This is a genomic window from Salinimicrobium tongyeongense, assembly GCF_026109735.1.
Classification (GTDB): Bacteria; Bacteroidota; Bacteroidia; order Flavobacteriales; family Flavobacteriaceae; genus Salinimicrobium; species Salinimicrobium tongyeongense.
In genome coordinates, this window is sequence record NZ_CP069620.1 from 658456 (window position 1) to 676333 (window position 17878).

Annotated in this window: 21 protein-coding genes; 13 read left to right on the forward strand and 8 right to left on the reverse strand. The window is 37.6% G+C overall.

The window, feature by feature from the left end; genetic code table 11:
- Positions 1 to 206: 206 nt before the first annotated feature.
- The 3 genes from JRG66_RS02910 to JRG66_RS02920 are packed head-to-tail and all read left to right on the forward strand — an operon-like array spanning position 207 to position 1892.
- Complete coding sequence (locus tag JRG66_RS02910) at positions 207 to 488, forward strand: helix-turn-helix domain-containing protein (RefSeq protein WP_265164238.1); 282 nt, start codon at positions 207 to 209, stop codon at positions 486 to 488.
- 5 nt (positions 489 to 493) lie between these two features.
- Positions 494 to 1246: a hypothetical protein gene (locus JRG66_RS02915; RefSeq protein WP_265164239.1), complete on the forward strand. Its 753-nt coding sequence runs from the start codon at positions 494 to 496 to the stop codon at positions 1244 to 1246.
- Positions 1230 to 1892 (forward strand): P-loop NTPase family protein, encoded by a 663-nt coding sequence (locus JRG66_RS02920; RefSeq protein WP_265164241.1) that lies wholly within the window; start codon positions 1230 to 1232, stop codon positions 1890 to 1892. Before JRG66_RS02915 ends, JRG66_RS02920 begins: the two co-directional genes overlap by 17 nt.
- Before the next feature lie 163 nt (positions 1893 to 2055).
- Here the strand turns inward: JRG66_RS02920 and JRG66_RS02925 are convergent, their stop codons facing one another.
- A complete protein-coding gene (locus JRG66_RS02925) occupies positions 2056 to 2706 on the reverse strand; it encodes an N-acetylmuramoyl-L-alanine amidase family protein (RefSeq protein WP_265164242.1) in 651 nt (216 codons plus the stop codon).
- A 194-nt stretch (positions 2707 to 2900) separates the two neighbouring features.
- Between JRG66_RS02925 and JRG66_RS02930 the strand changes: the two genes are divergently transcribed.
- Positions 2901 to 3188 carry a hypothetical protein gene (locus tag JRG66_RS02930; protein WP_265164243.1) on the forward strand — a complete coding sequence of 96 codons (288 nt, stop codon included), beginning with the start codon at positions 2901 to 2903 and terminating at the stop codon, positions 3186 to 3188.
- A gap of 16 nt (positions 3189 to 3204) precedes the next feature.
- On the opposite strand, the gene JRG66_RS15570 is transcribed toward JRG66_RS02930, so the two are convergent.
- Positions 3205 to 3348, reverse strand: a complete 144-nt coding sequence (locus JRG66_RS15570; protein WP_307726305.1) for a hypothetical protein — start codon at positions 3346 to 3348, stop codon at positions 3205 to 3207.
- Positions 3349 to 3458: 110 nt separating this feature from the next.
- On the opposite strand from JRG66_RS15570, the gene JRG66_RS02940 reads away from it, so the two are divergent.
- The 9 genes from JRG66_RS02940 (at position 3459) to JRG66_RS02980 (ending at position 12332) form a co-directional block, all read left to right on the forward strand.
- Positions 3459 to 5879 carry a TraG family conjugative transposon ATPase gene (locus tag JRG66_RS02940; RefSeq protein WP_265164245.1) on the forward strand — a complete coding sequence of 807 codons (2421 nt, stop codon included), beginning with the start codon at positions 3459 to 3461 and terminating at the stop codon, positions 5877 to 5879.
- A gap of 4 nt (positions 5880 to 5883) precedes the next feature.
- Positions 5884 to 6453, forward strand: coding sequence for a conjugal transfer protein (locus tag JRG66_RS02945; protein ID WP_265164246.1), 570 nt, complete (start codon positions 5884 to 5886; stop codon positions 6451 to 6453).
- 2 nt (positions 6454 to 6455) lie between these two features.
- Positions 6456 to 7298, forward strand: a complete 843-nt coding sequence (locus JRG66_RS02950; RefSeq protein ID WP_265164247.1) for a hypothetical protein — start codon at positions 6456 to 6458, stop codon at positions 7296 to 7298.
- Positions 7295 to 7909, forward strand: a complete 615-nt coding sequence (locus JRG66_RS02955) for a conjugal transfer protein TraK (protein WP_265164249.1) — start codon at positions 7295 to 7297, stop codon at positions 7907 to 7909. The genes JRG66_RS02950 and JRG66_RS02955 overlap by 4 nt, the downstream gene beginning before the upstream one ends.
- Entirely contained in the window at positions 7899 to 8828 is a 930-nt protein-coding gene (gene traM, locus JRG66_RS02960) for a conjugative transposon protein TraM (protein WP_265164250.1), read from the forward strand. The genes JRG66_RS02955 and traM overlap by 11 nt, the downstream gene beginning before the upstream one ends.
- Positions 8825 to 9664: a DUF4138 domain-containing protein gene (locus JRG66_RS02965; protein WP_265164251.1), complete on the forward strand. Its 840-nt coding sequence runs from the start codon at positions 8825 to 8827 to the stop codon at positions 9662 to 9664. The genes traM and JRG66_RS02965 overlap by 4 nt, the downstream gene beginning before the upstream one ends.
- An 8-nt stretch (positions 9665 to 9672) precedes the next feature.
- A complete protein-coding gene (locus tag JRG66_RS02970) occupies positions 9673 to 10035 on the forward strand; it encodes a hypothetical protein (protein ID WP_265164252.1) in 363 nt (120 codons plus the stop codon).
- Between the two features lie 82 nt (positions 10036 to 10117).
- Positions 10118 to 11143: a nucleoid-associated protein gene (locus tag JRG66_RS02975; RefSeq protein ID WP_265164254.1), complete on the forward strand. Its 1026-nt coding sequence runs from the start codon at positions 10118 to 10120 to the stop codon at positions 11141 to 11143.
- Positions 11130 to 12332 carry a hypothetical protein gene (locus JRG66_RS02980; RefSeq protein ID WP_265164255.1) on the forward strand — a complete coding sequence of 401 codons (1203 nt, stop codon included), beginning with the start codon at positions 11130 to 11132 and terminating at the stop codon, positions 12330 to 12332. Before JRG66_RS02975 ends, JRG66_RS02980 begins: the two co-directional genes overlap by 14 nt.
- A 233-nt stretch (positions 12333 to 12565) precedes the next feature.
- On the opposite strand, the gene JRG66_RS02985 is transcribed toward JRG66_RS02980, so the two are convergent.
- The 6 genes from JRG66_RS02985 to JRG66_RS03010 all read right to left on the reverse strand — a co-directional run bounded on the left by JRG66_RS02985 (position 12566) and on the right by JRG66_RS03010 (position 17168).
- Positions 12566 to 14149 carry a type IV secretory system conjugative DNA transfer family protein gene (locus JRG66_RS02985; protein WP_265164256.1) on the reverse strand — a complete coding sequence of 528 codons (1584 nt, stop codon included), beginning with the start codon at positions 14147 to 14149 and terminating at the stop codon, positions 12566 to 12568.
- A gap of 13 nt (positions 14150 to 14162) precedes the next feature.
- Positions 14163 to 15215 carry a MobB family relaxase gene (mobB, locus tag JRG66_RS02990; protein WP_265164257.1) on the reverse strand — a complete coding sequence of 351 codons (1053 nt, stop codon included), beginning with the start codon at positions 15213 to 15215 and terminating at the stop codon, positions 14163 to 14165.
- A gap of 11 nt (positions 15216 to 15226) precedes the next feature.
- Entirely contained in the window at positions 15227 to 15628 is a 402-nt protein-coding gene (locus JRG66_RS02995) for a BfmA/BtgA family mobilization protein (RefSeq protein ID WP_265164259.1), read from the reverse strand.
- Positions 15629 to 16113: 485 nt separating this feature from the next.
- Positions 16114 to 16278: a hypothetical protein gene (locus JRG66_RS03000; RefSeq protein ID WP_265164261.1), complete on the reverse strand. Its 165-nt coding sequence runs from the start codon at positions 16276 to 16278 to the stop codon at positions 16114 to 16116.
- Between the two features lie 11 nt (positions 16279 to 16289).
- Positions 16290 to 16739 (reverse strand): JAB domain-containing protein, encoded by a 450-nt coding sequence (locus JRG66_RS03005; protein WP_265164262.1) that lies wholly within the window; start codon positions 16737 to 16739, stop codon positions 16290 to 16292.
- Between the two features lie 72 nt (positions 16740 to 16811).
- Entirely contained in the window at positions 16812 to 17168 is a 357-nt protein-coding gene (locus tag JRG66_RS03010; protein WP_265164263.1) for a single-stranded DNA-binding protein, read from the reverse strand.
- Positions 17169 to 17878 lie beyond the last annotated feature (710 nt).

A 17878-nucleotide genomic window follows, 5' to 3' on the forward strand; every position in this document is an offset into this window, starting at 1 on the left:
ATACAAAAACAACCGAACAGACTTGAAATCTGTCCAGATCAGGTCAAATTTCAAGATGTTAAATTTTGACCGTACTACGGTCGTACTGGGGAATAATATCCAGTAAATCCTCCCAACTTTGTAGAACGAAAGTCAAACCTTGATAGGGACTATCAACTAAAAACATTAATCAATTGATAGTCCCTTTCTTTAAAAACCGTTCTATTATGCCCACAAGTATTATAACTACAGACGATCTTCGGGAATTCAAAATGGAGTTGCTCGAGGAGATTAGAGATCTCATCAGCAAACAATCATCAGGAACTTTGAAGAAATATCTAAAATCTTCAGATGTGATGGATCTGCTCCAGGTAAGTCCGGGAACTCTTCAGAATTTAAGAATTAACGGCACCCTACCCTATACCAAAGTTGGAGGAATTATTTACTATGATGCCGAGGAAATCCAAAATGTAATGACCGCCAATCGGGTGCATCACAATTTTGATTAATTGTCATGAATTACATTAAGCAACTGAATGCGGCTTTTGAAAAGTTCTTTTTTGATGACCGTTTGAATCCGACCCATATTAGCTTGTATATGGCCTTATTCCAGGAGTGGAACAGCAGCCGATTTGCAAGTGAGTTTTTCATTAACCGAAGGGAACTGATGCGTGTGGCCAAGATCGGCTCAAAATCTACATATCATAGGTGCATGGTAGATCTTGATTCTTGGAACTACCTTACCTATTTCCCATCCAACAATCCATACAAAGGCAGTAAAATCAAGATGTTCAATTTTGAGACATCAGACAAATCGTTCACGGAAGATCACGATCCTATATTGGAACAGCTCGCGGAACAGTATCATCCCAAAAATGAACCAGTAGTGTACCGCCACTGTCCCAATGGTGGCCAAGCAGCGAACCCGCACCGTCCCATGAGTGGACAAGCATTAGTATCTAATATAAACAGTACTAAAAATGTAAACATTAATAAACAGCCAAAGGACAGGCAGGCTATTTTATATTTTTTTAAAGAAAAAGGTTATTCTGCCGGTGAAGGAAAAAAATTCTTTGAACATTATGAAGCTAACGATTGGAAAACAAGGGATGGAAAAGCAATTCGTGATTGGCAGGCTTTAGCCGTGACCTGGATGGATCGAACCAAACTATTTGCTGTAGAAAACAAAACAAATAAAAAGGGAGCATCCCAAAATCGGGACAACCTGCGAACCACTAAAACCAAGGATTATGGACAACCCCTCTAAAATTATGGAAGGCGGCATAGAGTATTCGCTTGGCAAGTTTGATGGAAAATCGGTGCTTTACGATTTTCCTAAAATCCTGATTTACCTAAATGCGAAAGGAAAGCTACTGTTTGGCGAGAATTTCAAAATCTACAAGGAAGACAGGGATATTTTGCTAAAGCTGTGCTCGTACTTTATCAAGGATAAAGTGAACTGCGATAAATTTGAAATCGATATCAAGAAAGGTCTTTTATTGTCTGGTCCAGTAGGATGTGGAAAAACCAGCTTAATGAAACTACTTCGCCACCTGGTTCCTCTGCGACGGCCATACGAAATGATTCCAAGCCGTAATGTAACTTTTAGTTTCAACCATCTTGGGTACAAGACGATTGAAGATTACGGAAATACAAAATTCTACTGTTTTGATGATTTAGGGGTGGAACCTCCCGGAAGGTTCTACGGAAAAGATTGTAATGTAATGGGGGAAATTCTTTTATCGCGCCATGAACTTTTTCTACAAACAAAGCAGAAAATTAAAACCCATGCTACGACCAATCTGAACGCTGAAGAGCTGGAGGATCGTTACGGAAACCGCGTTCGCAGTCGAATGCGCGAGTTATTCAATCTTATAGCTTTTGATGAAAATGCAGGGGATAAAAGAAAATAAAAATGAAGTATCTAGAGTATATAAGTTTGACCAACGACTAACACAGCATACCACCGGACAATATCCTATTTTTTGATGCTCGATAGATGCTTAAAAATCTCTGACACAAAAGCTTTTACCACATTTCCAATACTCCTAATTACCTTTAAAAATGCTTCTTTCATTATTCCGATTTTGAATGATTACTTAATCCTGATAAAATAGCCAATGCTATTGCTGTAATACCTGATGATCTCGAAAAATGCACTGCCTCAACCGGATTATTTAGAAAACCCACTTCAATTAGAATAGCCGGACAAAACCTAATCATTTCCCTGAGAACCTGAAACTTGGCCAACTTCATACCTCTGTTTGCAATGTTTATATTAAGAGTAGACTCTCTTATAATTTCATCCCCAAGAGCGATTGAAGTTCTGGTGTTATAGTCAGCTTTTTTGATTTCAGAATTAAATGTAAAAATTTCAATTCCCCTGGAATCCCTATAGAATGAATTGCAATGCAAGGAAATAAATATATCTCCCCTTAATGATTTTGCTAAGTTAATTCTTTCGGAAAGGGTGAAAAAATTATCATTATATCTTGTAAGATAAATATCATACTCATCTCCAAATATTGATTTATTGAGCCTGATCATTTCTTTTCCTATGGCCAGGACAACATCTTTTTCCTGGATTCCATTTATTCCGATGGCACCAGGATCTTTTCCTCCATGGCCAACATCGACAATAATTCTTTTTTGATGTTCTTTTTCCTGCCCAAAAATGACACACATTTTCAGGAGCAAAACCAGAAAAATGACGTTTTTCAGCCTCATGAGCATTTAAAATTTACAGAGTGTTACAAATTCTCCTGGTGATTTCGATTCAATTTGATATCAAATAATATCAAACTAACCTCTTGAGAATCAAATATTATTTTTTATTTATTTAATTGATTTACAGTACTTTATATTTAAATATATGTATTTTTTCTATGACAAAAACAACACAAAATTCTAAACTTCTCGTTATGAAAAAATCAATCTATCCCACATTTATTTTGTCCCTGGTTTCTTTCCCGCTTTTTGCACAAATCGGGGGAATCGAAAATTCGGTTAATGACATTGCCGATACTATCCGGATCATTTTCCCCATCCTTCTTGGGGTGATCTTTCTTGTCGGCTTCCTGTTTAATGCAGGCCACTTCTTTGGAGAAAATGCAGACCTCAAAAAAGGAATTACCCGGGTGCTCGTCTTTGTCCTTATAGCAGGAGCAGTAGTAGGCATCTTCACCTATTTGATTTCAATCGTGGTCTAATGAAACAATTTGAAGTCTATAGGAACATTAGGAAAGGGGCTGTCATTTTTGGGCTGCCCATCTCCTCATTTGCTTTAATGATGATTTGTGTAGTAGCTTCATTACTGGTCATCATTTTCTCTTTCAGCCTTTGGATCATCATTGGTGCTTTAATCTTCAATTGTATCCTTTATGCAGTACTAATTAGAATAACCAGAACATCGCAGCTCTTTCAGGTGTCGGTAAAATATCCAAAAATCATCAGCAACAGAAGAAATTCAAATTTAAATTATGAGCAAGATTAATCTTTCGGAATTTACGTCCATAATCAATATTCAGGACAATATCATTTTTGCCAATAATGGTAACGTGGTTCTTTGTTATGAGGGGATGTTACCTGAAATCTACTCTTTATCTGAAAAGGATTTAGAAGACATCCATGGAGTATGGTTTCAGGCTCTAAAATCCCTGCCCACAGGTAGTGTTGTACACAAACAGGATATTTACTTAAAAAAATCATATGCTGCCGATCAGTTGCCGAATACTACTTTTTTAGAAAAGGCAACACACGAACATTTCAAAGGCAGGGAATATATGGAACATCGCTGCTATCTGTTTTTCATTCTCACCAAAAACAAAGCATTAAATAACCGGAAGTATGTCAATCCATTTCGAAAGGTCTCTAAAGGGACGTGGCAGGAATTGGATGATAATCTCAATAGTTTTATCAGCTCTGTCAGCGATTCCGTTTCCTTTATCAATAATAGCCGAAAAATGTCTTTTGTTCCCCTTGGTGAAGTGGAAATTCAGGCTTTGACCAATAGCTTCTTTAATGGCTTTCAGGAAGGTTTTGATACAGATATACTACTGAATAAATCCAATATTCAGGTTGGTGATAATTTTTTTGATGCCCTTGCTATCAACAGCGAACGCTGTTTTGGCGAAACTGTTCAGAGCAGTAAGGTCAACGAAAGGTTTACTTCGGATGATTTTGTATTCCACCAGGGTTTTATTGACGGCCTCGGCTTGACCCTTAATGAAAATCATATGGTGAACCAGATTCTCTACCTCGATGACAAACAAAAATGGCGGAAGCTTCTTGAGAACAAAATTGAAGAACTCAATAAGAGTTCAAATTTCGGATCTCAGAACAAGGTGGTGCTGGGTAAAATTCAGCATATCCTTGATCAAATTAATGCGGATGATACCTCCAGGATTATCCGTGGTCATCTCAATGTCATCTATTGGGCTAAGGAAACCGGAGAGCTGGCCCAGATAGCTTCGAAGGTAAAGACTGAATTTAAGGAGCTGGATATTACGCCGTACTACCCGAGGGGAGAGGAACGAAAAAACTATGTCCTAAATAGCTACTGTTGTTTTTCTTCCAATTTTTCCAATGCAGATTTATATGTGACCGATTTAAAACATGCGCTTTGCCTGCTGATCAATAACACAAATTACAAATCTGATCCCACAGGAATCATCTTCAATGATCGTGAACACAACATCCCAGTGCTAAAGGATGTATGGGACGAAATAAAGAAGCGGATTAAAGCACGAAACTTTGCCATTTTTGCCCCTACAGGGGAAGGAAAATCTTTTCTGGCCAATAATATTCTGCGGCAGTACTTTGAGAGCGGAGTTCGCCTTGTAATTATTGATCTTGGTGGATCTTATACAAAGTTCGCAAAGTTATATCCGGAGAAATATATAGTGTTGAGATATGAGAGTGGAAAAAATCTAGGCATCAATCCGTTCTATATCAGTAATCCAAAGGATATCACGCCTGAACGTCTGGAAGATTTGTCAATGTTCCTGTTTGAACTGTTTGGTTCCGATTTGAAAGTAACCAAGGCCCAGTCTGTTTCAATCAAAAAAATATTGCGCTATTACTACTCCAACGTTCCCGAAAAACATTCCCTGGATAGTTTTTATAGGTTCATAGAAACCAATCAAAAAGATCTACTTCCAAAACTCAAGATCCATCCTGATTATTTCAACATAGTCAACTTTCTACACGTGATGTCCGAATATGTCAGGGACGGCCTGTACAGCTTTCTTTTTGAAATTAGCGAGGATCAGACCTATAAAATTGAAGACAAACGATTGATTGTATTTGAGCTTGATGAAGTAAAGGACAATAAGGAAGTTCTTTCGGTAATGCTTAAGCTTATCAAATCTGCTATCCAGCGGACCATTTGGAAAAACCCTGCGGAGAAAGGAATTATTCTATTTGATGAATTTGCCAAGCAATTAAAATTTGAAAACGTACTGGAGAGTGTAGAGTTCTACTATCAAGCAATTCGGAAACAGAACGGGGCAATCGGTATCATTTTACAATCTATTAACCAGTTGCCAAACAATTCCACCTCGGCAAGCATTCTGGAGAACACCCAGGTTATTTACAGCCTGCACAATGAAAAGGGATATAAGGAGCTGGCCACGCGGTTAAACCTTTCCAGTCATGACCTTAACCAGTTAAAATCTATCAGGAACAATCTTTCCGGAGAGCGCAAGTACACCGAAATGTTTATCAAGATTGGAAAGGAAAGCAATGTTTTTCGTCTGGAAGTGCCAAGGGAGGTATATGCAGCTTATTTAACTGATGGATTTGAAAATGAAGAAATAATGAGGCTCTACCGGGAACATCATGATATGGAAAAGGCCATTAGGCTATATACGACAGAAAATCGGCTAACTATAAAAATTTAAAAACATGAAAAATTTACTTTTAACCCTAAGTTTGATACTATTCATAAATGCCAGTTCCGCCGGTCAGGGAATGCCGGTGTACGATAACACGAACTTTATCAGCCTGGTGAAGTCACTAGTTGAATCTGCCAAGCAAACCGCTCAACTCTTAAAAACTGCGGAATTTCTAAAACAGCAGAAAGAAAATCTTGAAAAGGTGAATTCTGTGGTGAAGCAACTGAAGGCAGTTCATGAAATAGGCCGAAACAATCAACGTCTTATTGGGGTAATGCAAAACGATCTAAGAGAAATCCTGGACTCGCCCTATATCAAACCGGAAGAAGTTATACGGATATCGGAATCTTTTAATGCCATTGTAGATAATTCTTTGGAAACAATGGATTTCATAGATGAAATCTTGTCCAGTGATTATCTAAAAATGAGTGACGGGGAGCGTACAGAAATGCTTCAGGAAAAGGAAATTCAGTCCAGGGAAATGGTTATGGAGATCAATATGAAAACCAACCGCTATCGGAATATCATTTCTTTCAGAAAGATGCAGGATAAGATCAACAATCGTGAAACAAATTTTTAGAGATGAGTGTTATCATTCTTTTAGGAATTGGACTGGAATATGTAGATACTGTTTTCCAGACCATACAGAACAGTGAATTTTCACAGTACACCATAGTGGGAATGAAAACGCTGGCTGTGCTCTTTTTTCTTGTGAACATTCTTAAGAAATACAATGAAGGCATTGCCGATAAAGAAGGCTATACTTGGGGACTAAGCCCGGGGGAACTTGCAAAGAATTTTGCAGTTGTGCTACTGGTAATTTTCTCCACACAAATTTTAGGATTTTTTGATGAAATTTTAGTGGCCATTGAAGATCGCTATCGGGATACGGCTCCTGCCTTGCTACCCTTGCAAATGCAGGACATCCCCATTGAAGAAGATGTAAGCATAGTGGATGCTGCAAGAAAGGCCATGTCTTTGTTGTACGAATTTTTATTAACTCCCTTGTATGGCTTTAAAATGATAGCTTTTATTCTAAGTCTTCTACTATGGATTTTGGACCTGTTCATCTATCCATTGTTCCTGGCTGAACGTTATTTTTTATTAGGGTTAATGCAGGCTTTTTTCCCTCTGGTCATTAGCCTGGCCGTGTTCGAGAAGTTTCGTTCCCTGGCGTATAACTTCTTCAAGTTGTATGCCGCAGTCTATATGCTCGTTCCGGCATTTTTCCTGGTAAACGTTTTTATTAATGCCATATACACGGAAATTAATACCAATTTTTGGACGAACCTTTTCGGTACTGACGTGGGTAGTGATTTTTTTGCCCCGGTAGTTGAACTGGGATCCATCGGGTTTATCTTTTTCCTGAAGTTTAAACTTTACAGGCGGGCAACTTCTTTTACACTAAGACTTTTTACATCATGAAAACACCTTATCAAAATATATATTCCGTGTTAAAGTTAAACAGGTTTGTAGTTATTGCTGTAGTTATTTGCGCATTCTCTTCGAGCATCTTTTCGGGATGGATAGCATTTTCAATCAATAAAAAAGCACTAAATAGTGCCTTTGCGGTTAATACAAACGGAGAGGTAATCCCGTTAAAACTGGTTTCCCAAAAAGAAAACTTCAAGGTGGAAGCACTGGCACATTTGGCGTTATTTCACAATTACTTCTATAACATCGATGCCAGCAATTATGAGAAAAATCTTGAAAAAGCACTTTGGCTGGGAAATAGCTCTGTCGATAATCTATACCGTCAGAAGAAAGCTGATGGTGTTTACAACAGATTAATTCAATATTCACTGGTTCAAAAGATACTTAGTGTTAACTCTGAACTGGAGGAACAAGAAGAAAAGTACAGCTTTAAAACCACAACAATTTTTGAGATCAACCGCGGATCTGTAATTGACACTTATGAGCTGGTTTCCACAGGAAACCTGATCACTGTAGATCGAAATTTCCCAAACAACCCACACGGGTTGCTTATCACAAACTACTTTGAAAACACTTTAAAGAAACTAGATAATGAAAATTAAGAAGAATAAAATAGTGTTTGGGACTGTAATCGCAGTAATATTCATATTTCTAATTTCCTATTCGCTTATGATTCTTGGCGATGACAAAAGTGAAAGCCAAAATTTGAAACAAACCTTGGTGCCTGAACTAGAACAGGAATCGAAGGAATACGATTCCAAACTAGATGCCATAAATGATTTGAGGGAAGTGCGGGAAACCAACGCTCCCAGTATCTACGATGAGAAGCTGATAGATTCCCTGGGTTTTTATGACACAGATTTAACCGAAAAGGAAAAGGAAAGGATTGTTGACAGTATCTATGAATCCGGACGTATAAAATATTCAGAAAGAATACACCAGGAATTCAGTCCAGAACAAAAATTAGATACCCCCACTCCTCGAGTGGCAAGTGAGGAGACAGAGCAAGAGCAGAAAATCGAGGCCAAAGAGATGGGATTGGAGCATCAACTGTTCTTTGCCTCCTCCCCTACTTCAGATAGTAAGCTTATTGCTGCGGATATCCCTTCGGTTGTATATGCTGTGGTGGATGGAAACCAGGTCGTAAAAGCCAATTCCAGACTCCGGATGCGCTTGACATCCACTGCAAAGATCAATGATCAATGGATTCCCAAAAATACTGTTGTCTATGGTTTTATTAGTTTTCAGCCGAACAGGACACTGGTCGAAGTTGAAAATATAGACCATCATCCGGTAAACCTGAAGGCGTTCGACCTCCAGGATGGCAGCGAAGGTATTTACGTGGAAAACAGTTTCCGCGCCGAGGCAACCAGTGAAGTCCTGGATGATATTATTCAGGAAATAAACATTCCAAGTGTGCCACAAATTAGTGGAATAACCAAGGTACTTAGGCGCAACAACCGGAACGTAAAAGTAACCGTACTCAATGATTACAAACTCATTTTAAAACCAGGTTTATGAAAACAAATGTATTATTTCTATTGTTCCTCACCGCTTGTGCATTTCACCCCAGTTTGGCACAAGAAAGAAAAATCCTCGACACCATTTTTGCAAATGACCAAAAGAATGTGGCTCTGTTCTTTCCGAAACCTATAAGGCAGGGAATAACAGGTTCTGACAATTTTGTTTTTACATATAACCGGGAAGCGGAACAGCATTTTGGACTCTTACAGGCCAAACCCGGAAAAGAAAGTAATCTTCTGGTAATCAACACAAACGGCTCTATTTTTTCTTATATTTTAAAATATAAGGAACACCTTGATCAGCTGAATTATTTTGTTTTAAAATCTGACACCATAGGCAATGAAAAACCTGAGGTTATCGGTGAATCTCGGGTAAACAAGGAAGAGCCTAAAGAAAGCGACAAAACCTACTACTACGACAAATTTTGCTCCTTTCTGGTTGAACGCAAACAGAAAATAGGGGGGCTAAAAAAACGGAATCAGGATATCGTCTTAACTGTTGAAAATATTGTATTTGATAAAGAAGAACTGTATTTCGTTATCCATATAGAAAATAAATCATCCCTGGATTATGATTTAAATTTTCTGAATGTGGGAATTGAGACTAGGCAAAAAGGTAAAAAGAAATCTTCTCAGACCAATTATCAAGAACCAATATTTACATATGGTCTGCCCACTAGAGTCAAAGAAGGTGAAACAGAAAAACTGGTGTACGTGCTACCAAAATTTTCTTTGGGAGATGACCGTAGGGTAGTACTGGAACTGAATGAAAAAAATGGCGGGAGAAATATTAAATTAAAAGTACCACATAAACATATCAATAATCCTAATTAAAAAGCGTCATGAAAAGAATCCTCCTTTATTCTGTCATTCTAGCTTTGGTAGGTTGTAATGAAAAGAAAATGGCCCACACAGAGACCGCTAAAATTGTTGCAGAAAGTTTCTACTACAAGGACAATGCTACCCTGAAAAAACATACCACCACCGAAAGTTATGCCATTTTATCAAGCCTCCAGGATTTATTTGCTGAAGATGAAAAATCCGAAATTAACTTTGAAGTCATTGAGGATACCATTAATAGTGACGTAGCCTGGGTGCGCTATTCTACTTCGTTCGAAGAAAAACCGAGCATTTTCAAGTTAGTTAAAGAAGATGGGCAGTGGAAGGTAACAGAGCAGAAACCGCGGGAGGAAGAACCATTTTAATTTAACATTTTGCTATCCGATTTTCGAGTGCTGTGATTTTAAATTACATTAGTGGCCCTAAATGATAGAAACCCTCCACTTTATGGAATTAGAAATCCGACAAATTGCCATACATTATTTAGAAAAAGAAGCTAAAAAAACGATGGCTGATATTGATTACTCCGACCAGCCGTTGGAAAAAAATGAATTTGCTTTAAATCTTATTAAACAAGTCCATAAGGCAGTAAATATCAGTCCAAGCTTAAAAAATGCATCCTTTAAAGAAGATGAAGAAAATAAATTTACCCTTACACTAAAGGATTATATAGAAAATCCATCAGATGATAATTTTTCCTCATTTACACATTCTTTAGATATATTGAGAGAAAAGGTTGCCAAAGAACCTTTTGCGGTAGGGGGATATTATCTCTTCGCGGATTATACTATTCAAAAAGTCAGATATCTTTCAGTAATACTGCTTAGAAAAAAATCCGGGATAAACATTATTAAAAAGGAAGGGGCTTACGTTTTAGATAGTACTGAAAACATAAATATTGAGAAAATAGCGATGGGAGTGAGGCTTAACTTCAGTATCTACAATTCCCAATCAGATGATCGCAATTATTTAGCTTTAATAACCACTCAACAAGACGGGGAAGTGTCAGGTTATTTTAAAGATTGGGTACTTGCAGCAGGCTTAATTAAGAATTCTGTAAATACTGAAAACATGATTAAGCTAATTAAAACAATTCCTTTACCAGTGGACGAAGAGGGCAAAGAACTTTTTAGTCGCGGAGAATTCAATAAAGCTATATTTGAGCAGGTAAACAATAGAAAAGATAAGCGTGTTAATTTATTTGAACTAGGGGCTACTTTCTATGGCGAAGAAAACAGAAATTCTCTTCGAGATTTTGCCGATTCTAACGGGATAACTATAGATTCTGAATTCAAAAGAGACGCACCGAAATGGAAATCGTTGATTTCCATAAAGGCATCAGTTCCAGGAATTAATATAAATGTTGACTTTGATCAATTTGGGCAACATGGAGTGCAAATCAAAAATGGTAAGGTGATTATAAATTCCGAAGAACTGGCTAACTCTATGCAGGAGCAATATGATCAATACTAAGACCGGAAATAAAAATATTGATACATTTTTAGAATGTTATAATAAGAACCTTAAATCTGGTTCACCTAGATATGATGGTAGTAGATTGATACTAAATATTAAGTCTGATTTTCAGGAAGCAAAATCAAATATTGAAAATGTTTTTTATGAGGTGAACACGCTGGTGGCAGGTTCAATTGAAATTAAGTTATCTTCTTGTAAAATTACCAATGTCAGCTTTTTTTTTGGCACGAATGATTTTTTTCAAAAATATGACCGCATAAAAAAGAACTTCATTCTTCAAAATATAATTATATTAAATAGTAGCGGACATCATATCCTGAAGAAAGAATATGACACCTATGACGAAGGCAATGCTGTCATTTACAATATTCATGAGTATCATCAAATTTTAGACTACTTCTTACGTACCCCGGAATTTACTCCATATAAGAGCGATACAGATAATCAATTTACCCTGATAAGTAAAACCCACGGCGTATTTAATGTAGGGTACAACTTGCCTGATGTTACTTTCTTTCAGAACGTGAATCTAAACGGCTTATTCAGCCGATTCCAAGAACAATTTGAAAAGAAAGAATTTATACAATTTTTTAAGGAGATTGTAATAGCAGGAGTACATAATACTCCTGAAGAAAATCGATATAATGAAATTATCAGAGAACATAATAGTCTTCTGAATCTCGCTAAAAGAGATTATGAAACCTACGTCTCAAATTTTGCTTTTGATAAAATCAAATCAGAATTTAAAGAAGAGAGAGGAAAATATTTTGAAACTATCGATCGAAATATAGATTCGATTGGTAAGCAAGTAATATCATTCCCTCTTACGTTTGGGGCGACCGTATTCGCAAGTTATAAGGTAAAGGATCAACCTGAATTTCTAATTCTCATACTTGCGGCATATTTACTCTATACGATTATAGCTTTTCTAATCCTAAGAATGACCGCTTATAATGTAAAATGCCTTCGTAAAGACGTTAACGACGAAGAACTAACGATTCAAAAATCTTATGGAGTAATTTATGAGGGGTTCAAATCAGATTTTAAAAAAATCAAGCATAAAATATTAAACCTTCGGTTTATCATTGGTGTGTTATACTTTGTACTCATAATGTTATTACTCCTTTTTACAATTTTCACTTTTTATTATATCGATATAGATTATTTATCCTATTTAATGGAATGAGATCGGTCAATTTAAGCACAGTCAAACTACAATTTAAAGACTCGTTTACACCGCTCTATTTTTCTTAAAATTTTCCACTTGTTCAAAGATTTCCTCACAAATCTTATCTCGTTCTACCGGTGGATAACCATGTTGATCAGGCAATAAAATAAGTCCGAATTTAGGGCCTATTCCATGTCTTTTCTTTTGCTCCAGTCCGGGAATTTTGGAAGAAGGAACCTTTGGGCAAGTCTTCATTTACCAAAAATAGACTTTGCTTCAGAATAAATTCTATCAAAATTCTCCTTTAGTTCAGCCTGCGAAAATATTCTATATTTCTCAGGAAGCTGTCTTGAAATATTAGGAAGTTTGAACTGGACCTTTTTATCCTCCCCATCCGCATAGGTAATAAACTCTCCCTGCTTTAAACGAAAAAAGGCATCTGCCCTTATTTTAGGAATTTCCCGTTCCCCGGTAGTAATACGGGTATCAAAATCAAGGCTGTATCCTCGGTTGATACTGGTAGTTTCTTTTTTCACTATTTCGAAGAAGCGTTCATAATATTTAGCCGTGTCTGGATCATTCACCTTCCCGAAAAATTGATAGGAAAGGTTACTTAAAATCGCTTTACTCGCTTTATCACCATACATCATATCGTTTTGAATCTTGTCCTGCATTACGTAAATGGTCGCTATATCGTAACTTCTCAAGGTAGCCGGAATGCGATGCATATTTAATAACCGAATGGTTGGTGCTTCTTCCATCAACAAGAAAGACGGCTTAGAATTGCGCACACTCATTTGTTTAATAACCGTATGGATAATCGCGGCAATAACAGGAGAATAGGAGGTTTCAAATTTAGGATTGTTCACGACTGAGATCACAGCAGGATTTTCCGGATTATTGATATTTAATGGCACTTCATCTGCAGACAGGGCCATAAAAATATTTTGAGTGCTTATGCGTTTCAGAGCATTGGCCAGAGTACTTTTCACTCCAGCAGTCTGTCTTTCAGAATCTTTGCCGCTAATAAACGCATCTGCCATTGCCCTGGATGTCGTGTTGGTCTCTAAAAATTTTATCAGACTATCGGTATCCAAAAATTGGTAAATAGCGATTAAATGGGGTAAAGTGCAAAAGTTAGGATAGGATGTTTTCAGTTTCCAGATCATTCCACCAATCAATCCTTCAGCTGCATCATTAAAAAATTTAGAGGTTCCTGTAGTTCCCGATTCCCGCTGTTCCAGAAGATTTTCAATAAGTACCCGGGAAATCTCATTCACACTTTCTTCGTTTTCGAGATATCGGGGTGCAATAGGATTTACCCTATGGATGATTTTATCAAATGAGATAATTTTAAAGGGAATATCCAAATTTTTAAATAGCGGGTAGGCCATTTCGGTAAGTTCAAAATCTTTGTAGTCGTGAATAACCCCACAGAAGTTATGTTTCTGGAAATGTTTTAAAAATCCATAAACTACGCTTTCAGTCTTTCCACTTCCAGCAGATCCGATGATAGATGCTCCCCGTTTAATGTTTTCAATTCTAAAAGTTTTTTTATCTGTTTTAAAGGTTACCCGATATTTTTCAGAGATGGTTTGCATTAAATCAGGTTTATGCAGAAAAACGTAAAATATCGTGTTGACCAAAAATAAAGGACAGCCTAAATAAAGTAGTGCTTTTATCGCATTATGAGGATAATATATATAGGCTAGTATTCCAAAGAGCAGCACGATGTTTATTAAAAAGGCATACTTTGATAACCGATACAGTCCATAAAATACTGAAGTTGTCAAAACGATCATTAAAAGTATGTGTAGTGGATTGGCTAGTTGCATTAGACTTTTCCCTTTAGATACCTATTGAACTTGATTTTATAGCGATGTCCACACCACGTCTTAAGCGATTGAAAACTTTCATCGCCAGTTGTGCCTGCGTAACCGGAATACTTGGTAACATTGGAACATTACTTTCCTTTATCACTTTAAAGGCGATGGTTCTTTCATTGATAGGCAGTTTCATCAGGGAAGCAAAATAGTTTTTAGGGGTTTTGATAAAATCCTTTCGAGCCTGGTAGGTCTCGGCAAAGTTTCTTTGATAGCCAAAACTCCTGTCAAAGGTCTTTTCTGCCCGGTCGAAAAACAGATCCCGGTCAAAACCCCGTTTTACGTTCTTGCCATGCATCTCTACTTCCGAGGCCTTATGCTTGCTCCCCGGTGAAAGGCTGAAGGTGTTGGATGCGTCCTTTCTGCTCACGATGATATGGATATGGCTTTGATTTCCTGCCTTTGGCATCCCCTGAACAATTCGCTTCCCGTCCTGTTGGTGGGGTGCCTCCTTTTCCAAGCGGTCAATTTTATTCTGCAATAGTTTCATAATGCCTTCAGCTCGCCCTTCTTTAATGTTTCTGATTTCGGTTTTGAGCTGCAATATTTTTGTAGCAAAGGGTTGGTTTTCTCTAATCTGCCAATCCGTTCCCTTAAACGTTCGTTGGTGTTCTATTTTTGCATAATATTTTATATCATCGATAGTAATTGGTCTTCCGTTGATTTCACGATTGAAGGATGCCACATAGTCCTTCATCAGTTCACGGGTGTATCTTTTTAGATCCTCGCTATTGTTCTGTAACCGGTTTAGTTCATATTTGGAAGGGCTGACCGTGATTGAATAGAATTTCGGTTCCGTCTTTTTAAGTTTGGCACCATTTCCATCAATTTCCTTTACGACTTCATCCGCTGATATTTCGTCATCATACTGATTAAAAAAATGTTCTATACCTTTCTTGCCAGTAGGCAGTATTCCCTGTTCCAAACCTTGGTTTTCTTTCTCCAGGTAGTTCACAAAATCCGCTGAACTTTGTGAGTAATTGTTCCCTAATTTCTGAGGTGTAATGGTAATGTACATAGCACCAAAATTTACAGATCGTTGTTCCCGTTTAGCTTTTCTCGAAAGCCTGCCTCGCCGGCAGGCGGTCGTACTTCACTCTTCTCTTCAATGATTTTCTTTTCCAAAATCAAGGGTTTCTTTTTGGGCTCCTCGGTCTGGAAAAGGGATTCCAACATTGCCACGGTGGGTTTGGTCTGGCTCTTTTCCATATCCCTCATTATGGCAATTACTGCATTGATACGTTTCTTTAGGGAAGCTTCGATTGTCCTTCCCGTAGGCCCTAGTTTTTCCTTTGGGGAAATCTCGTTGTAGAAGAAAAAATCGAGCATTGTTGCCATTGCTTCGGTGTGCGATTTGAAGTGTGTTCGTGAAAATTCCTGAAAACGTTTTGCCGTTTCCTTTTTGAACCTAATGCCGATAAATGAGTCCATAATCCGCCGATTTGTCGCAAATCCTTCCCTAAAAATGGGCGTTTATAGGGCATTTGTCGCAAATTGTAGAAGGTTGGAAATTTTATATTTTTTCAAGTTGCTGAATATCAGCATTTTGAAAACGAAAAGGAGTGCTTAACATCGCATTGCGTGTTACCCTCTTGCTACTCCTTTTCGTTCGCCACAGGCGAACAAAAATTCCGTACAATTTGGTCAAAAGCCAATTGCCAGTTCCAGGGAAATAATTTCCTGTTATGTATTTTTTGATGGGTACGGTTATCGGCGAAAGTCAAAAAATGGATAACCCTACGTAAAATTAAACGCTGAATTTCAGCGAGATAAATATACTGATTTTTCTTCACTTGAAATTATTTGAACGGAAAAACACCTCCAAAAATTTAGAGGTGCTTTACTGCAAATTTCAGAAAATCAGATGTTGAATATCACAGGATAGAAGTACAATTTTGTAGTGCTTCCCTTCGACTTCACTCAGGACAGGCTTCCTCTACCATCATCTCAAAACAGGTATAATTTTCTCTAAGGTACTTGCTCATATCATCCCCTAATTTTCGTTTCACATCCTTTTTGGAATTCTCCAAAAGTCGGTTTTGGGCTTCTTCGGTCAGGTCTGAAAAATTAAGATAAATCATAAGCTTTGCATTTAAAGCATTCCTTCATCTGCAAAACTGAAATAATTTCCATCAGGTGTCAGGATCAAATGATCCAATACCTTTATATCAAATAATTCCCCTGCCTTCTTAATTTTTTGGGTCAGGCGTTTATCCGGTTCACTCGGTCTCAAGGTTCCGCTCGGATGGTTGTGAGCAAGGATTACAGCCGTGGTAAGGCTTTTGAGTACTACGGCAAATACGATCCTTAAGTCTACCAAGGTGCCGGTAATCCCTCCGGTGGATACCTGATAAATACCTTTTACTTTATTGGCATTGTTCAGCAACATTATTTTAAAGGTTTCGTGCAGTTCGATACTGTTTTTGTCCCATTGTCCATAAAGGAGTTCGGCTGCATTTTGAGAGGAATTTATTTTTGGAAGCTGATTTATTTTAAGGCTTCCACTATAACTTATCGCTATTTCGTTAACTTTGATTTCCATTATGATCTGATTTGAAGGTGAATAATGAAAGAGGGCGCAACTTTCGAGAGGAACGCCCTCTTTGTTTTTAATTTACTCGGCTGAAGTATGGCCGTTCTTTACGCCTAACAAGAGGATCTCATTGGCTTCCACCTCGGTAACATAGCGTTTAATGCCGTCATTATCCTCGTAACTACGGGATTTCAATTTTCCGCTCACTCCAATTTCCTTACCCTTTCCTGCATACTTCTCAATGATTTCTGCAGTTTTTCCCCAGGCGACTACGGTATGCCATTCCGTATTTTGCACTTTTTCGCCTTTGTCGTTTTTGTAATACTCATTTGTGGCAAGTGAAAAACGGGCTACTTTTTTACCGTTCTCAAGGTTTGTAATGGTTGGTTCCTGACCAACATTTCCAATTAGCTGTACGTGATTTTTGATAGTACTCATAATAAAAGAATTAAAGATTAATTAATAGACTACCTGAACCCTTCAGGCAGTTTTCGTTTATATTTTTTTGAAGTGATTTACTTATTGTATCCTGAGCGTTTTCCTCTTTTTGTTTTTTTGGCCCCGCTTCCTTTTTGATGTTTTTGTACGATTTCATAATGTTCATTTTAGATTTACTTCCCGTAGTGCCGTCGCTGTTACCTTTTTTTGTTGCTTATACGTTTTCAATATTTGGAATTGATAAGGACTTATAAAAAGGAGGTACGACTGGCTTATGCAGTCCGTTCAACTTTCAAATGTTGGTATTTTGCTTACAAAAAAAAGGAAGGGACAGTGACGGCGCGGAAGTTGGTCTAAAGTCCTTATGTGAAGTACAAAACATTGGAAGCGGGGCCAAATGCAAGGATGGATATCCGATTAAGCGGACTCCATTTCCGATTTTGTAGTGAGAATGTAGCATTTCGTTTCGACGTAGCAGAACGATTAGCGAAATGGAAAGGAAAAATTGGGGATGGTGTCCAAGATCTATTTAGGAAAGCTCTTTGCCCGAAATGCAGCTTTTCGCGAAATAGAGCGGCAATGTGCTGACCGGGTTATGGAAATAGATTATCCTTAAAAGTAGGATTTAAAGCGGACTTGACTTCAAAGAATGTACATGTGAATGAAATTAGCCGCTTCCCGGTTTTCCACAGAAAGGATTAACTTCAGAA